Origin of the sequence: Glutamicibacter sp. PAEs-4 (assembly GCF_051161755.1) — a bacterium.
GTDB classification, from domain to species: Bacteria; Actinomycetota; Actinomycetes; order Actinomycetales; family Micrococcaceae; genus Glutamicibacter; species Glutamicibacter nicotianae.
Window position 1 is genome coordinate 1180043 of record NZ_CP195017.1, and the last position, 17009, is coordinate 1197051.

The window sequence follows — 17009 nt, forward strand, 5'->3', positions numbered from 1 at the left end:
CACCGAATGCTGATCTCCGGATTTGATTCTGTCCTCTCCGATTTGGATGGCGTCGTCTATGCTGGCCCGAACGCCATTGACGACGCCGTCGAGTCGCTGAACACCCTCGCGGAAGTGAATGTCACACTGGCGTTCATTACCAACAATGCCGGGCGTTCGCCGATGTCGGTCGCGGCGCACCTGCGCCAGCTGGGTGTGAAGACCAGTGCCGAGCAGGTCTTCGGCTCGGCCGACGCCGGCGCGGAGATGCTGGCCCGCGAACTGAATCCGGGATCCAAGGTCCTGGTGGTCGGTTCCCCCTACCTGCGCGAATGCATTGCCGTGCGCGGGCTGGAAGTCGTCGAAACCCATAAGGAAGAACCCGTAGCGGTGATCCAGGGGTTCGACCCGGACATCTCGTGGACTAACCTGGCCGAGGCCAGCTATGCGATCAATAACGGCGCCGCATGGGTTGCCACCAACACCGACCTGACGATCCCGCGCGCCGAGGGCCTGGCCCCGGGCAACGGGTCGCTGGTCAACGCGGTGAAGCTGGCTACCAGCGTGGAACCGCGGGTGGCCGGAAAGCCCGAATCCTACCTGTTCGCACGGGCCGCCGACCGGCTGGATTCCCAGCGCCCGCTGGTCGTCGGCGACCGTCTGGACACCGACATCCTCGGCGGCTTCCGTGCAGGATTCTCCACCGCGCTGGTGCTCACCGGCGTCGACACCCCGCGCACAGCGCTGGGCGCTCCGGTCGAGCAGCGACCCAACTACCTCATCAACTCCCTGGCCGACCTGTACCGTCCCTACCCGACCATCAAGGTGCTCGGCTACGGCGTGCAGGTCGGCGACGCGGTCGCCAAGGTCGATCACGGCGCGATCGAAGTGACGGGCAGCGACCAGGACCTGAACGCCTGGCGCGCCGCCTGCCATGCCTGGTGGCTGGCCCACCCGCGCCAGTCGCGGCACGAAGAACCGGAAATCCGGTTCACCGAACGCGGGCTGGATGCCCTGCGGAAGGTGCGGGGCTAGCCATGCAGCCACAGGAACCTGTCCCAGGCCCCGGCCCCCGAGGGCTGGATGAGGCGGCAGTCGAGCAGGCGCTGTCCTCGCTGGCCGACCACGACATTACCGAGCATGCCGGAATCTATGAGCAGCTGCTTGCCGGCCTGCAGCACGAACTGAACCGTACGGAGCACGGCGCGTGAATCGCCTGGATCAAGAACTTGTCACCAGGGCGCTGGCGCGCTCGCGCACCGAAGCTGCCAAGCTGATCGATGCCGGGAGGGTGCTGCTGAACGGGCAGGCAGCCGCCAAGGCCTCCAAGAAGGTGTCCGCGGCCGACGAGCTGGCCCTGGTGCCCAGCGAAGGTGAGGAGTACGTCTCTCGTGCCGGGCACAAGCTCGCCGGCGCACTAGATGTCTTTGCGACTATTGATCCAGCCGGCCTGCGCTGCCTGGATGCCGGTGCCTCCACCGGCGGTTTCACCGACGTGCTGCTGCGCCGCGGGGCAAAGTCCGTGGTCGCAGCCGATGTAGGCCATGGCCAGCTGGTCGATGAGATCCGCGAAAACCCGCGCGTCACGGTCCGCGAAGGGCTGAACGTGCGTTATCTGCTCCCCGAAGATATTGGTGGACCAGTCGACCTCGTAGTAGCCGACTTGTCCTTTATCTCGCTGCGCTTGGTGATCGACGCTTTGGCCTCGGCCACCAAGGACGGCGGCGGGCTGCTGCTGATGGTCAAGCCGCAGTTCGAGGTCGGGCGCGAGCATCTGAACCGTACCGGCGTGGTCACCGATCCGCAGCTGCGCCGCAGCGCCGTGGAAGCGGTCGTGGCCAGCGCGCACGCTGCGGGCCTGCAACTGCGCGGCTTGGCCCGCAGCCCCCTGCCGGGACAGGACGGCAACGTCGAATTCTTCCTCTGGCTGGCCGCCGGCGGGAATCCACAGCCTGCCGATGTGCCGCTCTTCGGGCAGGACGTTGACTATTCTTAGTAGTGACGTGTTTTAGCCGTGGTCGATAACCACGGTCATTTTGCACCTCGCGAAGCTGAGAGGGGCCGACCGCCTTGCGCCGAATCCTGATTTTCACCCATACCGGCCGCCAAGAAGCGATCACCGCGGCCATCGAAACCTGCGCCCTGCTCAATGAAGCAGGCGCCATCCCGGTGATGCGCCGCAAGGACCAGCTGGCGATGACCGAAGCGATCGGCGCGGCTGTGCCCTCGGTGCAGGTGCTCGACGAGGATTGCCAGATCGAAGACGTCGACTTGGGCGTGGTGCTCGGCGGCGACGGCTCGGTGCTGCGCGCCGCGGAACTGGTCCGCGAATCCCCGATGCCGCTGGTGGGCGTGAACCTCGGGCATGTGGGTTTCCTCGCCGAAGCTGAACGCAGCGAACTGGCCTCCACCGTCCAGGCGCTGGTCAATGAGACCTATACAGTGGAAGAGCGCATGACCATCGAGGTCAAGGTGTGGCTGGATAACGTCTGCCTTGCCGAGACCTGGGCCTTGAACGAGGCCGCCGTGGAAAAGGCCAACCGCGAGCGCATGGTCGAGGTCGTGATCGAGGTCGATGGGCGTCCGATCTCAACCTTCGGATGCGACGGCGTCGTAATGGCCACGCCGACCGGCTCCACCGCATACTCCTTCTCTGCCGGCGGACCAGTGGTGTGGCCGGATGTCGCGGCGCTGATCATGGTGCCAATCTCCGCGCACGCCCTGTTCGCCAAGCCCCTGGTCATTTCCCCGGATTCGATCATGGCCGTGGAAATGCTCACCCGCACCGATGCCGGCGCGGTGCTCTGGTGCGATGGCCGGCGCACCATCGAGCTGCCGCCGGGAGCCCGCGTGGAAGTGACGCGCAGCGATCGGCCGGTCTACATGGCCCGGCTGAACACGACCCCATTCTCCGAGCGACTGGTCAACAAATTCGAACTGCCGATTACCGGCTGGCGCGGTCCGGCAACGGAAGAGGCCCGCCGTCCGGCAACCACGGCATTGCCGGTGATCGGGCCGGGACTGCAAAGCGTCGATCCGCACTACCGCGATGAACCGGGGATCCCCATGGTGGGACGGCCTGAGGACCAGGGCTAACCGCCCGCATCAGCGAAAAATTCTCCACCCGCTCGAACATAGTTGCGAAAAATAGGATTAGAACACATATACTAAAAACGCACGGTACGACTTGAACTCGACATTCGGGAGCAGGCAATGATTCAGGAAATCCAGATCTCCAACCTCGGAGTGATTACCGAGGCCACGCTGCCGCTTGGCCCCGGGCTCACGGTAGTCACCGGTGAAACGGGCGCTGGCAAGACCATGGTGATCACCGCCCTGTCCCTGCTGCTTGGACGCCGGGCCGATGCCGGTGCGGTGCGCAACGGTGCCAAGCATGCCCTGGCCGAAGCCGTAGTGCACCTGCCCCCGGATCACCACGTGCTCGATGCCGCAGGCCAGGCCGGTGCGTTCATCGAGCCGGCGGGGGAGAACAGCGAGCTGCTGCTGTCCCGCTCGCTCTCGGCCCAAGGTCGTTCGCGGGCCACCATTGGAGGACGAAGCGCCCCGGTCGGGTTGCTGGCCGAGCTGGGCCATGATCTGGTTGCCGTCCACGGCCAGTCGGACCAGATCCGCCTGAAAGAACCTGTTGCCCAACGTGACGCGTTGGACCGCTTTGCCGGTAGCTCGCTGTCGCGCACGCTCAGCAGCTACCAGCGCGCCTATCGCCAGTGGCGTTCGGCTTCCAAGGAGCTGGCTGGCCTGAAAACCGATTCGCGCAACCGCGTACGCGAAGCAGAGAACTTGCGCCTGGCGTTGGATGAGATCGATTCGCTGGATCCGCAGCCCGGCGAGGACGAGTCGCTGCGCGAGCAATCCATGAAGCTGGGCAATATCGAATCCCTGCGTACCGCCTGCCAGCAGGCCCAGGCCATCATCGACTCCGAAGATTTCGAAAACCCGGGCGTGACGACCTTGGCCGAGACCGCCCGCGGCGTGCTGGGCCAGGCCAGCGGCGATGACACCGTGCTGGCGGCTTTCGCAGGGCGGGCAGCTGAATTGGGCATTCTTGCATCTGAGCTCTCCAGTGATCTTTCCTCCTACGTAGCCGACCTCGATGAAGAAGGCCCGGAGCGCTTGGCGCAGATTGAAGCTCGCCGTGCCGACCTGAACAAGCTCATGCGCAAGTACGCGCCGAGCATCGATGAGGTGCTGGCCTGGGCGGCCGAATCCCGCTCCCGGCTCGAAGAACTTGGCGGGGACGACTCGCGCATCGAGGAACTGGAAGTAGAAGTCGTCGACCTGGAGCACAAGGTTTCCTCGCTGGCCTCGGACCTCTCCGATGCGCGCCGCAAGGCAGCCAAGAAGCTCTCCGCGCAGGTTTCGGCCGAGCTGAAGGCCCTGGCGATGCCCGATGCCAAGCTCGTCATCGAGGTGAGCGAATTGGAAGAACCCGGCGGTTTCGGGCAAGACGCAATCTCCCTGCTGCTGGCCCCGCATGCTGGCGCTTCGCCGCGGCCGCTGGGCAAGGGGGCCAGCGGCGGCGAGCTCTCCCGCGTCATGCTAGCCATAGAAGTCGTCCTGGCAGCCGTCGATCCGGTACCGACCTTCGTCTTCGATGAAGTGGACCAGGGTGTGGGCGGCAAGGCAGCGGTGGCCATTGGCGAGCGCCTGGCCATGCTGGCCAAGCATGTGCAGGTCATCGTGGTGACCCACCTGCCCCAGGTGGCCGCCTATGCGGATCGGCATATCCGTGTGATCAAGAATTCAGATGCCAAGTTGAAGGCCGGAGCTGGCTACACTGCCAGCGACGTCATCAGCCTGGATCAGGAAGCCCGCGTCAAGGAGCTTGCGCGCATGCTCGCCGGCCAAGAGGAATCCGGCACCGCGCAGGCGCATGCCGAGGAGCTGCTCGAGGATGCCCAGAAGCTAGTGTCATCGCTCACCTCAAAGAAATTGGCGAAGGCCTAAAAGTCTTGGTGAACCCCTGAATTACGCGGATGCTATGGCATTGGCCGGAGGTGCACTAGAGTCTTATGAGGATGCGAAATATTGGAATGGTGATAGGATGAAATCCCGTGGTGCAGCGTAATTCAACTCGTGATTCTCGGTCGTCTGAAACGACAAAGCATATCTTCGTCACCGGCGGTGTGGCCTCTTCCCTGGGTAAGGGTTTGACGGCATCCAGCCTCGGACATCTACTTCGAGCTCGTGGTCTCTCAGTGACCATGCAGAAGCTCGACCCGTACCTGAACGTCGATCCAGGTACCATGAACCCTTTCCAGCACGGTGAAGTCTTCGTTACCGACGATGGCGCCGAAACCGACCTGGACATCGGCCACTACGAGCGTTTCCTGGACGAAAACCTGCCAGGTACCGCCAACGTGACCACCGGACAGGTCTACTCGACCGTCCTGGAACGCGAACGCCGCGGTGAATACCTCGGCGATACCGTGCAGGTCATCCCGCACATCACCGATGAGATCAAGCGCCGCATGCGCTTGGCGGCTACCGACCCGGGCGCCGGCAAGTCGGCTCCCGACGTGATCATCACGGAAATCGGTGGCACCGTTGGCGATATCGAATCCCAGCCATTCCTCGAGGCGGCGCGCCAGGTCCGCCAGGACATCGGCCGAAAGAACGCATTCTTCGTGCACGTTTCCCTGGTTCCGTTCATCGGCCCGAGCCATGAACTGAAGACCAAGCCTACCCAGCACTCCGTTGCGGCTTTGCGCTCGATCGGCATCCAGCCAGACGCACTGGTGATCCGCTCGGACCGGCCAATCCCTGCGGAGATGCGCGCCAAGCTCGGCCGCACCTGCGATGTGGACACCGAAGCAGTCATCAACTGCGCCGACGCTCCAAGCATCTACGACATCCCCAAGGTCATCCACTCCCAGGGCCTGGACGCTTACATCGTCCAGACCTTGGAGATGAAGTTCCGCGATGTGGACTGGGAGTCGTGGGATCGACTGCTCGAAGTCGTGCACAACCCGGCAACCGAGCTGACCGTCGCTTTGGTGGGCAAGTACATCGATCTGCCGGATGCCTACCTGTCGGTCACCGAAGCACTGCGTGCCGGCGGTTTCGCCAACAACGCGAAGGTCAACATCCGCTGGGTGCCGGCTGACGACTGCGCTACCGAGGCAGGGGCTGCCAAGGCGCTTGAAGGCGCAGAAGCAATCTGCGTCCCCGGCGGCTTCGGCATCCGCGGCCTGGAAGGCAAGCTGGGCGCACTGCGCTTCGCTCGCGAAAACAAGCTGCCAACCCTGGGCCTGTGCCTGGGGCTGCAGTCGATGGTCATCGAATACGCCCGCAACATGGCTGGCCTCACCGATGCCTCGTCCACCGAATTCGATCCAGAAACCTCGACCCCGGTCATCGCTACCATGGAAGAGCAGCTGGAGATCGTCGACGGCAAGGGTGATCTGGGCGGCACCATGCGACTGGGCCTGTACGACGCGAAGCTGCTTGAAGGTTCGGTTCTTGCTGAAACCTATGGCAAGACCGAGGTCGCAGAGCGCCACCGCCACCGCTACGAGGTCAACAACGCATACCGTGCCCAGCTTGAAGAAGCTGGTCTGGTCTTCGCTGGCACCTCGCCAGACGGCAGCCTGGTCGAGTTCGTTGAACTGCCGAAGGACGTGCACCCGTACTACGTCTCCACGCAGGCGCACCCAGAGCTCTCCAGCCGCCCAACTCGCCCGCACCCGCTGTTCGCAGGTCTGGTCGAGGCAGCCCTGGAGCTGCGCAAGTAATACAGCTTGCCAGGGGTGAAACTCTGAAGGCAATGCGCGCCGGTCAGTACTGACCGGCGCGTTGCTGTTTAAGCTGGAGAGTAACGACCAGCTTTTTCTACCGAAGGACGATCCTCGTGCCGCTGCATCCGATAGCCGATGAATTCTCACCGCGTGAATTGCTGAACCGCGAAACCGTGTACGAGGGCCGCATCTGGGACGTCATCCATGACTCCGTGAAGCTCTCTGAATCAGGGGCGACGATCGAACGCGACTACATCAACCACCCCGGTGCGGTCAGCGTGCTGGTCATGGACGCCGAGGAACGCATCTTGATGGTCAACCAGTACCGCCACCCGGTCGGCATGCGCCTGTGGGAAATCCCGGCCGGCCTGCTCGACGTAGCTGGCGAACCGCCGTTGGAAGCCGCCAAGCGCGAATTGTGGGAAGAAGCGGACCGCACCGCCGATCACTGGTCGATCCTCACCGATGTCTTCTTGAGCCCGGGCTCGTCGGCCGAGGCCGTGCGGATCTACCTGGCACGCGATGCGAAGCTGGTCGCAGCAGACCATCGCCATCAGCGGACCGAAGAGGAAGCCGAAATGGTCAGCACCTGGGTTCCCCTGGAAGAAGCCGTTGCCGCGGTGCTGGCAGGAAAGATCCATAACCCCACCGCGACCATCGCCATCCTGGCCGCCCATGCCGCCCGCGCCAACAAGTACCTCGACCTGCGCGATGCGAACGAGCCATTCGACGTGCACCCGTACCTGCGCGAAGGATGAGCAACCGGTTCGAAACCCCGCTCAAGCGCTACCTGCAGCATCTGGCGATCGAGCGCGGGCTGGCCGAGAACACCTTGGCTTCCTACCGCAGGGACCTGACCCGATACACGGATGCGCTGCAAGCGGCAGGCATCGCGCAGCCGCAGCAGATTACCGAGGCAGCCATCAGCGGCTACCTGCAGGAGCTCTCGCGCGGAGACGAAGAGCATCAGCCGTTGAGTGCCCGCTCCGTCGCACGCCACTCGGTAGCCATCCGCCAGCTGCACAAGTACTGGGAGCTCGAAGGGATTTGCGCGCCGAATCCTGCCCGCGAGATCCAGCCCCCGGCCATCGGCCAATCCCTGCCCAAGGCAATATCCATCGACCAGGTCACCCGGATCCTCGAATCGGTGAGCATCGAAACCCCTGCCGGACTGCGGGATCGGGCGATCCTGGAATTCTTGTACTCCACCGGCGCACGCATATCCGAAGTCGTGGACTTGGATGTCGATGATCTGCACTTTGCCGACGATGCCGTGGTGCGCTTGTTCGGCAAGGGATCCAAGGAGCGGGTGGTTCCGGTCGGCAGGTACGCCCAGCGTGCGGTCAGCGATTATCTGGTACGTGCTCGTCCCGGGCTGGCCGCCAAGGGAAAGGGCACCCCGGCATTGTTCCTGAACCAGCGCGGGGGACGGCTCTCGCGCCAATCGGTATGGCTGCTGCTGGCCAAGGCGGCCGAACGGGCCGGGATAGCTACCGAGGTCTCTCCGCATACGCTGCGCCATTCCTTCGCCACGCATTTGCTGGAGGGCGGAGCAGATGTCAGGGTGGTCCAGGAACTGCTGGGGCATGCATCGGTCACCACCACGCAGATCTACACCAAGGTCACCGTTGATTCGCTGCGCGAGGCCTACCAGTTGGCCCACCCGAGGGTGAACTAGTGGCGGGCCGCCGGATGCCCGGTGCCAAGCAGGTAGCCCTCGTTGCCCTGCTGCAAGAACGCGCCGGTCGCCTGCACGTGCTGCTCGGGCGCAAGCGCCGCGGGTTCGGCAAGGGAAATATCGTCTTGCCCGGCGGCAAGATCGAGCCCGGAGAGAGTGCTGTGCAAGCGGCCATCCGGGAATTCCGCGAGGAAACTGGCCTGGTGCTCGCACCGCAGGAACTGGAGCTTGCGGCACAAATCAATTTCCGATTCCCGGCTCAGTCGGCAGCCGACATGGAATGCGCAACCTTCATTGCTAGGCAATCAACGGGCCAGCCGGAAGCCACCGAGGAACTGGAGCCGCTGTGGGCAGATCCGGATGCCCTGCCGGTCGAGCAGATGTGGCAGGATTCCCCGTTGTGGCTGCCCAAGCTCGTAGCCGGTGGGAATTTCACCGTTGAAATCGTGCTGGCGCGGGACAACATTTCGGTGCAGGAGATCAGCTTCGAGAACTGGGACTAGCTATCGGCCAGTTGCCCGTCTTCGCCGGGTTCAAAGACCAGCAGGTCGCCTGGCTGGCAATCCAGCTCCCGGCACAGCGCTTCAAGGGTGCTGAAGCGTACCGCCTTGGCACGCCCATTCTTGAGCACAGCGAGGTTGGCCGGGGTAATGCCGATGCGTTCGGCCAACTCGCCGACGGCCATTTTACGGCGGGCCAGCATCACGTCGATATCTACGCGGATTCCCATCAGATGACGCCGCCCAGCTCGGTCCGCAGCTCAGCTGCCTGTGCCTCGGTCAACGCGGCTTGCGCGAGCAGCTGGCGCAGCACGAGCACGATGATGCTGATCCCGATCATCAGCAGCCCGGCTCCGCCAACGAGGAGGACGACCCCAGGGGCGATGTCGGTGCTCGCGGCAAAGATGGTGCCGAGGGCGAAAGTGGCAAGCGCACCAACCGCGAAGGCGACGATGATGGGGGTGACATAGCCCAGCGACGCGGGATCGAAGACGGTGCCGCGCTTGACTCTCGTAGCCAGTTTCCACACGCTGTAGACACAAGTTTCAATGACCAGTCCGGCGAGAATCAGATAGCCGAGGAAAGCGGCTTGGAAGAACTTGTCGGTGCCGTTGCTTGGCGATTCATGGATAAGGATCATCGGTATCATGAACAGCTGCACAAAGAGCGTTCCGGCCAGGATGACGGCGAGAACTACCTTCAGGCCGATAATGCTGTATTTTCCCATGGCTAGGACCTTATCGTTCTTCGAAATGTTTCTATCGTTAAACGATAGGGCAAGAGGTCTGCGACGGCAACTCCGGATAGCTTGGGCATGCGAATGGCCACGGGCTGACGCGCTTGCGCCATTCCCGTGGCCAATGCCAGGAAGCGAAATTCTTACAGCGAACGCTGCTCCACGCCGTTGTAGGCCGAAAGCGGGCGGATCAGCGCGTTGGCTGCGCGCTGCTCGAAGATGTGGCTGGTCCAACCGGTGATGCGCGCCGCGATGAAGATCGGGGTGAACATCTCGGTGTCGAAGCCCATCAGGTGATAGGTGGGACCGGCAGGGTAGTCGAGGTTCGGCTTGATGGCCTTGGCCTCGTCCATGGCGGCCTCCAGGCCGTCGTACAGGCCCAGCATTTCATGGCGGCCATAGTGCTCGATCATGCGATCCAGTGCGGCCTTCATGGTAGGCACGCGGGAGTCGCCGTGCTTGTAGACGCGGTGGCCGAAGCCCATGACCTTCTTCTTGGCGGCCAGTGCTTCTTCCATCCAGGCCTTGGCACGCTTGGCGGCATCCTCGCGGGATTCCTCCTTGTTGATGCCGATCTCGTTGAAGGTGTGCATGACTGCTTCGTTGGCGCCGCCGTGCAGCGGGCCCTTCAGCGCGCCGATCGCCCCGGTGACTGCCGAGTGCAGGTCTGAGAGGGTCGAGGTGATCACGCGGGCGGTGAAGGTCGAAGCGTTGAAGGAGTGCTCCGCGTAGAGCACCATGGACACGCGGAAGGCGTCGACAACCTCTGGGGCCGCTTCTTCGCCGAAGGCCATCCACAGGAAGTTCGAGGAGTAGTCCAGATCCTCGCGTGGAGCCACGGCATCCTGGCCGCGGCGGCGGCGCTGGTCGTAGGCAACCACTGCAGGGAAGGCGGCGAACAGTTCCTTGGCCTTGAGCAGCTCAGCCTCGGGGGAGGAGTTCTCGGCCTCGGGGTGGTTGGCGCCGATCACCGAGACCGCGGTGCGGCCCACGTCCATCGGGTGGCAGTCGGTTGGCAGCAGGTCGATGGCTGCCTTGACGCGTGGGTCCAGAGCGCGGTTGGCCCGCTCGAAAGCGCAGAACTCGGTCAGTTCGCTTTGGGTTGGCAGCTCGCCGGTCCAGAGCAGCAGTGCCACCTCTTCGAACGACTTGTTCGCGGCCAGGTCCTGGACGGGGTAGCCGCGGTAGAGCAGCGAGTTGGTTTCTGGATTGACCTTGGAGACGGCGGTGTAGTCAACGACGACGCCTGCCAGGCCCTTCTTGATTTCCTCGGTGGCAGTCATTCTTGCTCCTCTTCATTGCCGGAGAATAGTAATGCTTTGGATTGCGCCGGCCAGCGGGTGCCGGCCGGCGCAGATGGTGCTAAATGCTTGCGAGCCTAGAGGTTCGCGCTGTTGGAATCAATGTCCAGGGTCGGGACCTGGAAGTTGAAGATTCCGGTATCGAAGCGGTTGTAGGCCTCGTAGTCCACGAGCTCGTACAAACGTGACCTAGTCAACATGTTATCCACTTCGCGCTGCTGGGTGCCATCTTCGCTGATGGCATCCAGTACGCGTTCAGCGGCGCCCATGGCGCTGCGCAGCAGGGTGACCGGGTAGATGATCAGCGCGACGCCGGCATCTGCCAGTTCCTGGCGCTTGAACAATTCCGACTTGCCGAACTCGGTCATGTTGGCCAGCACCGGTACGTCCACCGCGTTGCAGATCGCCTCGAACTCGGCGACGTTCTTCATCGCCTCCGGGAAGATCGCGTCCGCTCCGGCATCAACCATCGCCTTGGCGCGATCGACTGCCGAATCCAGGCCTTCGACCGCGCGGATGTCGGTGCGGGCCATGATCAGGAAGTTCGCATCGATGCGCGCGTCGGCGGCGGCCGCGATGCGCTTGAGCATGGTTTCGGTATCCACCACGTTCTTGCCATCCAGGTGGCCGCAGCGCTTCGGGTTGAACTGGTCCTCGATGTGGCAGCCCGCCAGGCCGGCGTATTCCAGTTCCTGGATGGTGCGGGCCACGTTCATCGGCTCGCCGAAACCTGTATCGGCATCCACGATCGACGGCAGGTCGGTCATGCGGGCGATCTGCCCGGCGCGGGTGGCGACCTCGGTCAGCGAGGTCAGGCCGATATCCGGCAGGCCCAGGTCGTTGGCCAGCACCGCACCGGAGATGTAGACGCCGTCGAAGTTCTTCTCGCTGATCAGCTTGGCCGAGAGCGGGTTGAAGGCTCCGGGGAACTGGCGGGCAGCACCCGGGGTGAGCATCTCGCGCAGCGCGGCGCGCTTTGCATCTGGAGTTTTGGTTGAATACAGCATCTTAGAACAGGCCCTTCGGTGCGGCCGCGGTGTCGATGACGCCTGCTGCGGCCTGGATGTTCAGCTGGTCCAGTTCGCCGGCGGCCAGGTTTTCCAGGTTCTCGGCGGCGGCGATGAAGCGGTTGATCTCTGCCTCATCGACCAGGCCCTTAGCCAGGGTGCGGAACTTGTTGATGTACTGCTCGCGGGCGAATGGACGTGCGCCCAGCGGGTGCGCGTCGGCCACTGCGATCTGATCGGTGATCACGGTGCCGTCGTTCAGGGTGATTTCCACCGAACCGCCGAAGGCCTTCTCCGAGATGTCCAGCGAGTGGTAGCGGCGGGTCCACTCGGCGTCTTCCTCGGTGGTGACCTTGTTCCACAGCTCAACGGTATCGGCACGGCCGGCGCGCTCCGGCGAGTAGGAATCCACGTGGTGCCAGGCGCCGTCCTGCAGGGCGACGGTGAAGATGTACGGGATCGAGTGGTCCAGGGTCTCGCGCGAAGCGGTCGGATCGTACTTCTGCGGGTCGTTGGCGCCGGAGCCGATGACGTAGTGGGTGTGGTGGCTGGTCTTGATCAGCACCGACTTCACGTTCTTCGGGTCGGTGGCTTCCGGGTGCTCGCCGTGCAGCTTGCGGGCCAAGTCGATCCAGGCCTGCGCCTGGTACTCGGCCGAGTGCTCCTTGGTGTAGGTGTCCAGGATGGCGCGCTTGGCTTCGCCGGCCTCTGGCAGCGGCACCTCGTAGGCGGCATCCTTGCCATCGAGCATCCAGGCGATGACGCCGTCTTCGCCTTCGTAGATCGGCACTGGGGAGGTCTGGCCGCGCATGGCACGGTCGGCAGCCTCGACTGCCATCTTGCCGGCGAAGGCCGGGGCGTGGGCCTTCCAGGTGGAGATTTCGCCCTTGCGCGACTGGCGGGTGGCGGTGGTGGTGTGCAGGCCCTGGCCCACGGCCTGGAAGATGGTCTCGACATCGAGTCCGAGCAGGGTGCCGATGCCGGCGGCGGCCGATGGGCCCAGGTGCGCTACGTGATCGATCTTGTGCTTGTGCAGGCAGATGGCCTTGACCAGGTCCACCTGGATTTCGTAGCCGGTGGCGATGCCGCGGATCAGGTCCTTGCCCGATGCGCCGGTGTGCTGGGCAACGGCCAGGATCGGCGGAATGTTATCGCCCGGGTGGGAGTACTCGGCGGCCAGGAAGGTGTCGTGGTAGTCCAGTTCGCGCACGGCCACGCCGTTGGCCCAGGCGGCCCATTCGGGGGACACCTTCTCGGAAATGCCGAACACCGAGGCACCCTTGCCGCCGGTGGAAGGGGCGTGGGTCAGCGCCTGGGCGCGGGCAGCGACGATCGGGCCGCGGTTCAGCGACGCGATGGCAACCGAAGCGTTGTCGATGATGCGGTTGATGATCATTTCGGTCACTTCGTTGGTGACCTCTACCGGATCGGCGGCAACCTTGGCGATCTTATGTGCCAGCTGGTCTTCGCGAGCCAGGTTTTCCTCGGAGCGGTATACGCGTACTGGGTGGTTGATCATGCTAACTGCCTTTCTGATCCGACCGCGTGGGTCATGATGTGGGTGAAGGATTCGTGCAGGTGGACTGTGGTGGCCGCGGCTGCGACCTCTGGGTTTCCGCTGGCAATCGCTCGTGCGATGGCCGCATGCTCGGAAGCGGAAGCCTTGAGCCTTTCGGGGTTGTCCTTGGCCAGGCGCCGCACCCGTTGCAGGTTCACCCGCAAGGTGCGCAGCGCGTTGGACAGGTACTTGTTGCTGGCCGCTTCGTCGATCGACTCGTCCAGCAGCTGCACCAGCTGGTAGTAGGACTCCCGGGATCCGGGAAGCTCCACTTCCTTGACGGCTGCTTCGAAGCGGCTGGCCAACTCGTTGAAGGCCGATCGCCCCGTCGACTTGGCAGCTTCGCGTGCGCTGGCGCATTCCAGCGCCACGCGCAGAACGAACAGGTCTTCTACGTGGTCTTCGCTGACCTCGGACACGACGGCGCCGCGTCCGCGTTGCTGCACCGCCAAGCCGTCGGCGACCAATCGGCCCAGGGCCTCGCGCACCGGAGTGCGGGAAACGCCCAGGCGTTCGGACTGCTCTACTTCTGCAAGAACGGTGCCGGGAGCCAGCCGCCATTCGACGATGTCGGCGCGGAGGCTCTCGTAGACCTTATCGCTTGCTCTCATGGCTCCAGTGTATACATAGAAGCGGGAAATGTGTGAGCCGGATCCAATTTATTTGGAATTTTTTCGAAATCTGTATACAACGTAGTTGCGATCATGTGATCGTACTCATACAGTTAATGCCAAGAGGACGACCTCAATCACCACGCAGGTGCCGGGTAATGACGCCCGGGGCCAGGAGGAGAGAACCATGGTGCAGGAATACCGCCAGGCCTTTGAGCAAGCCACCACTGACCCAGCAGCATTCTGGCTGCAAGCCGCCCAGGATATCCGCTGGGATACGGCACCGCAGACGGCGCTGGATGATTCGCGCAAGCCGTTGTACGGCTGGTTCCCGGATGGCACGCTGAACCTTTCGGCCAACGCACTGGACCGCCACGTCGAAGCCGGCCGCGGGGAGAGCACCGCGCTGATCTACGATTCGGCCATGCTGGGCACCGTCACCAAATACACCTACTCCGAGCTGCTGCGCGAAGTGGAAATCTTCGCCGGCGTGCTGGCCGAACGCGGCGTGAAGACCGGGGACCGCGTGCTGATCTACCTGCCGATGATCCCGCAGGCGGCTATCGCGATGCTCGCCTGCGCACGCCTGGGCGCGATCCATTCGGTGGTCTTCGGCGGGTTCGCGCCCAAGGAACTGGCGGCGCGCATCACCGACTGCGCCCCGGTGGCGATCGTCACCGCCTCGGGCGGCATCGAGCCGAGCCGCCGCATCGAATACCTGCCGGCGGTGGCCGAGGCGCTGAGCCTGGCGGAGCCTGCGGTCAGGGACGTGATCGTCGCCCGCCGCGAAGGCTTCGAGCACTCGCTGGATGAATACCAGGGCAAACCGGTCAACGGGCAGCAGATCAATTGGCTGGACTGGGATGAGCAGGCGAAGACCGCGTCGCCGGCCGGGCCGGTATCCGTGCCATCCACCCACCCGCTCTACGTGCTCTACACCTCGGGCACCACCGGCGCGCCAAAGGGCGTGGTGCGCGATACCGGCGGCTACGCCACCGCGCTGCAGTTCTCCATGAACGCGATCTACGACGTGCATCCGGGCGATACCATGTTCACCGCCTCCGACGTGGGCTGGGTGGTCGGCCACTCCTACATCGTCTACGCGCCGCTGATCGCCGGCGCCACCACGGTGCTCTACGAGGGCAAGCCCATCGGCACCCCGGACGCCGGGGTCTTCGGCCGCATCATCGCCGACCACAAGGTCACCACGATGTTCACCGCGCCGACGGCCTTGCGCGCGGTGCGCAAGGCCGATCCGGAAGGTGCGCTGATCGCCAGCCACGACCTGTCCAGCCTGCGCGCGCTGTTCGTCGCCGGCGAGCGGCTGGACCCGGACACCTACCACTTCGCCTCGAAGCTGCTGGGCATTCCGGTGGTGGACAACTGGTGGCAGACCGAAACGGGCTGGCCGATCGCCTCGAACCCGCTGGGCCTGGAGGAGCTGCCTGCCAAGGCCGGTTCGCCCACCACCCCGGTGCCTGGCTTCGACGTGCAGATCCGCGACGCGCTGGGCGAGCGGCTCGAAGCGAACCAGGAAGGCAACATCGTGGTCCGGCTGCCCTTGCCGCCCGGCGCCCTGACCACCCTGTGGGGCAACGACCAGCGCTTCATCGATACCTACCTGTCGCAGATCGACGGGTTCTACCTGACCGGTGATTCCGGCTATCTTGACGACGACGGCTACCTGTTCGTCATGGGGCGCACCGATGACGTGATCAACGTGTCCGGGCACCGGCTGTCCACCGGCGCCATGGAACAGGTGCTGGCCAGCCATCCGGCCGTGGCCGAATGCGCCGTGATCGGACTGGCCGATGCGCTCAAGGGCCAGCGGGCCAGCGGCTACGTGGTGCTCAAGTCAGGGATCGACGTCGAGGAGGAGGCGCTGAAGAAGGAAATCGTCGCGCTGGTGCGCCAGCACATCGGTGCGGTCGCCGACTTCCGCGAAGTCACCGTCGTCGCCGCGCTGCCCAAGACCCGTTCGGGCAAGATCCTGCGCAAGACCATGCGGCAGATTGCCGATGGCAAGGAATACTCGGTCCCGTCGACCATCGAGGACACGAGCGTGCTCGACGAACTGGTGCCGCTGCTGCGTCCAGAGGCCTAGATCTCGGCAGTGCTAGCCATGGGAGGCCGCCCGGTATTCATATTCCGGGCGGCCTCTCGTGCCGTGCCGGGGCTGCTTGACCACGGCCTTGGCCTCGGCCAGATGCTCCAGATAGCGCCGTGCGGTGACCCGGGAGATGCCCAGCTCTTCGCCGAGCTCGGTGGCGGACAAGCAGGTTTCGGGCTTGCTGCGCAGCAGGCCGGTGATCTGCGCCAGCGTTTCAGGGATCAGGCCCTTGGGCAGCGACGCCGAGGCGGTGGTGGTGCGCAGTGCGGAGAACGCATTATCCAGCGCAGCCTGGCTGGTATCCGGGCCGCTGGAGCTGATCTCGGAAATGAAACGCCGGTGGTTCTCCAATTTCTCGGTGAACGCCGCAAAGGTGAAGGGCTTGATCAGGTACTGGGTGATGCCTGTGGCGACCGCCGAACGCACCACCGCCAGGTCGCGCACCGCGGTGATCGCGATGATGTCGGTGGTCAGCCCGTGGCCGCGCATGCGCTTGGCGACATCGATGCCGTGCAGGTCGGGCAAGGTCATATCCAGCAGGACCAGGTCGAACGGTTCGTGCGCTGCGCGCGCCTCGGACAGCAGCGCGAGCGCCTGCTGGCCATTGGCTGCAATGGCTCCGGTGGCGAATCCGCGCACGCGGTTGACGTACTTCGCGTGGGAAGCTGCGGTTTCCGGTTCGTCGTCGACAACGAGGACCTTGAAGGTGTGCGCGGGCAAGCCCGGCGCGGGCGTGGCTGCAGCGGAGTCGTGCACTCGAAACCTCCCGGT

At 64.2% G+C, this 17009-nt stretch carries 17 protein-coding genes; 10 read left to right on the forward strand and 7 right to left on the reverse strand.

Translation table 11 applies throughout. The features are described from left to right. Window positions 1–6: 6 nt before the first annotated feature. The 9 genes from ACR9WD_RS05550 to ACR9WD_RS05590 all read left to right on the forward strand — a co-directional run bounded on the left by ACR9WD_RS05550 (window position 7) and on the right by ACR9WD_RS05590 (window position 8918). The gene (locus ACR9WD_RS05550) at window positions 7–1014 is read left to right on the forward strand and encodes an HAD-IIA family hydrolase (RefSeq protein WP_038990318.1); all 1008 of its coding nucleotides are present in this window, start codon (window positions 7–9) and stop codon (window positions 1012–1014) included. Window positions 1015–1016: 2 nt separating this feature from the next. After that, the gene (locus tag ACR9WD_RS05555; RefSeq protein WP_158024703.1) at window positions 1017–1190 is read left to right on the forward strand and encodes a hypothetical protein; all 174 of its coding nucleotides are present in this window, start codon (window positions 1017–1019) and stop codon (window positions 1188–1190) included. After that, the gene (locus tag ACR9WD_RS05560) at window positions 1187–1975 is read left to right on the forward strand and encodes a TlyA family RNA methyltransferase (protein WP_434922892.1); all 789 of its coding nucleotides are present in this window, start codon (window positions 1187–1189) and stop codon (window positions 1973–1975) included. Before ACR9WD_RS05555 ends, ACR9WD_RS05560 begins: the two co-directional genes overlap by 4 nt. 74 nt (window positions 1976–2049) lie before the next feature. Further along, a complete protein-coding gene (locus ACR9WD_RS05565) occupies window positions 2050–3075 on the forward strand; it encodes an NAD kinase (protein WP_052253599.1) in 1026 nt (341 codons plus the stop codon). Window positions 3076–3192: 117 nt separating this feature from the next. After that, a complete protein-coding gene (gene recN / locus ACR9WD_RS05570) occupies window positions 3193–4947 on the forward strand; it encodes a DNA repair protein RecN (protein WP_434922893.1) in 1755 nt (584 codons plus the stop codon). Window positions 4948–5054: 107 nt separating this feature from the next. Next, on the forward strand, window positions 5055–6734 hold the full coding sequence (locus tag ACR9WD_RS05575) for a CTP synthase (protein ID WP_038990321.1): 1680 nt from the start codon (window positions 5055–5057) through the stop codon (window positions 6732–6734). A 116-nt stretch (window positions 6735–6850) separates the two neighbouring features. After that, complete coding sequence (locus tag ACR9WD_RS05580) at window positions 6851–7495, forward strand: NUDIX domain-containing protein (protein ID WP_141359145.1); 645 nt, start codon at window positions 6851–6853, stop codon at window positions 7493–7495. Then, the gene (gene xerD, locus ACR9WD_RS05585) at window positions 7492–8415 is read left to right on the forward strand and encodes a site-specific tyrosine recombinase XerD (RefSeq protein ID WP_073707686.1); all 924 of its coding nucleotides are present in this window, start codon (window positions 7492–7494) and stop codon (window positions 8413–8415) included. The genes ACR9WD_RS05580 and xerD overlap by 4 nt, the downstream gene beginning before the upstream one ends. Then, window positions 8415–8918 (forward strand): 8-oxo-dGTP diphosphatase, encoded by a 504-nt coding sequence (locus ACR9WD_RS05590; protein ID WP_434922894.1) that lies wholly within the window; start codon window positions 8415–8417, stop codon window positions 8916–8918. The genes xerD and ACR9WD_RS05590 overlap by 1 nt, the downstream gene beginning before the upstream one ends. Here the strand turns inward: ACR9WD_RS05590 and ACR9WD_RS05595 are convergent. From ACR9WD_RS05595 to ACR9WD_RS05620, 6 genes are all read right to left on the reverse strand, one after another. Beyond that, window positions 8915–9145 (reverse strand): helix-turn-helix domain-containing protein, encoded by a 231-nt coding sequence (locus ACR9WD_RS05595; protein ID WP_066137503.1) that lies wholly within the window; start codon window positions 9143–9145, stop codon window positions 8915–8917. The two genes, ACR9WD_RS05590 and ACR9WD_RS05595, sit on opposite strands and share 4 nt — an antisense overlap. Continuing rightward, complete coding sequence (locus ACR9WD_RS05600) at window positions 9145–9642, reverse strand: DUF2975 domain-containing protein (protein ID WP_149596646.1); 498 nt, start codon at window positions 9640–9642, stop codon at window positions 9145–9147. The genes ACR9WD_RS05595 and ACR9WD_RS05600 overlap by 1 nt, the downstream gene beginning before the upstream one ends. Before the next feature lie 152 nt (window positions 9643–9794). Continuing rightward, window positions 9795–10934, reverse strand: coding sequence for a bifunctional 2-methylcitrate synthase/citrate synthase (locus ACR9WD_RS05605; RefSeq protein WP_038990327.1), 1140 nt, complete (start codon window positions 10932–10934; stop codon window positions 9795–9797). A 95-nt stretch (window positions 10935–11029) separates the two neighbouring features. Continuing rightward, entirely contained in the window at window positions 11030–11959 is a 930-nt protein-coding gene (gene prpB, locus ACR9WD_RS05610) for a methylisocitrate lyase (RefSeq protein WP_038990328.1), read from the reverse strand. 1 nt (window position 11960) lies between these two features. After that, window positions 11961–13478, reverse strand: a complete 1518-nt coding sequence (locus ACR9WD_RS05615) for an MmgE/PrpD family protein (RefSeq protein ID WP_434922895.1) — start codon at window positions 13476–13478, stop codon at window positions 11961–11963. Then, complete coding sequence (locus ACR9WD_RS05620) at window positions 13475–14128, reverse strand: GntR family transcriptional regulator (protein ID WP_038990330.1); 654 nt, start codon at window positions 14126–14128, stop codon at window positions 13475–13477. The genes ACR9WD_RS05615 and ACR9WD_RS05620 overlap by 4 nt, the downstream gene beginning before the upstream one ends. A gap of 187 nt (window positions 14129–14315) precedes the next feature. Here ACR9WD_RS05620 and ACR9WD_RS05625 point away from each other — a divergent pair, with 187 nt between their 5' ends. Further along, window positions 14316–16232 (forward strand): AMP-binding protein, encoded by a 1917-nt coding sequence (locus tag ACR9WD_RS05625; RefSeq protein ID WP_121866503.1) that lies wholly within the window; start codon window positions 14316–14318, stop codon window positions 16230–16232. 12 nt (window positions 16233–16244) lie between these two features. On the opposite strand, the gene ACR9WD_RS05630 is transcribed toward ACR9WD_RS05625, so the two are convergent. Continuing rightward, complete coding sequence (locus tag ACR9WD_RS05630; RefSeq protein WP_285675797.1) at window positions 16245–16994, reverse strand: response regulator; 750 nt, start codon at window positions 16992–16994, stop codon at window positions 16245–16247. Window positions 16995–17009 lie beyond the last annotated feature (15 nt).

Excerpts from the sequence above, each read along its gene's own strand:
- ACR9WD_RS05550 (WP_038990318.1), top strand. The coding sequence starts at position 7 with ATGCTGATCTCCGGATTTGATTCTGTCCTCTCCGATTTGGATGGCGTC.
- ACR9WD_RS05555 (WP_158024703.1), top strand. The coding sequence starts at position 1,017 with ATGCAGCCACAGGAACCTGTCCCAGGCCCCGGCCCCCGAGGGCTGGAT.
- recN (WP_434922893.1), top strand. The coding sequence starts at position 3,193 with ATGATTCAGGAAATCCAGATCTCCAACCTCGGAGTGATTACCGAGGCC.
- xerD (WP_073707686.1), top strand. The coding sequence starts at position 7,492 with ATGAGCAACCGGTTCGAAACCCCGCTCAAGCGCTACCTGCAGCATCTG.
- ACR9WD_RS05595 (WP_066137503.1), bottom strand. The coding sequence starts at position 9,145 with ATGGGAATCCGCGTAGATATCGACGTGATGCTGGCCCGCCGTAAAATG.
- ACR9WD_RS05600 (WP_149596646.1), bottom strand. The coding sequence starts at position 9,642 with ATGGGAAAATACAGCATTATCGGCCTGAAGGTAGTTCTCGCCGTCATC.
- ACR9WD_RS05605 (WP_038990327.1), bottom strand. The coding sequence starts at position 10,934 with ATGACTGCCACCGAGGAAATCAAGAAGGGCCTGGCAGGCGTCGTCGTT.
- prpB (WP_038990328.1), bottom strand. The coding sequence starts at position 11,959 with ATGCTGTATTCAACCAAAACTCCAGATGCAAAGCGCGCCGCGCTGCGC.
- ACR9WD_RS05615 (WP_434922895.1), bottom strand. The coding sequence starts at position 13,478 with ATGATCAACCACCCAGTACGCGTATACCGCTCCGAGGAAAACCTGGCT.
- ACR9WD_RS05620 (WP_038990330.1), bottom strand. The coding sequence starts at position 14,128 with ATGAGAGCAAGCGATAAGGTCTACGAGAGCCTCCGCGCCGACATCGTC.
- ACR9WD_RS05625 (WP_121866503.1), top strand. The coding sequence starts at position 14,316 with ATGGTGCAGGAATACCGCCAGGCCTTTGAGCAAGCCACCACTGACCCA.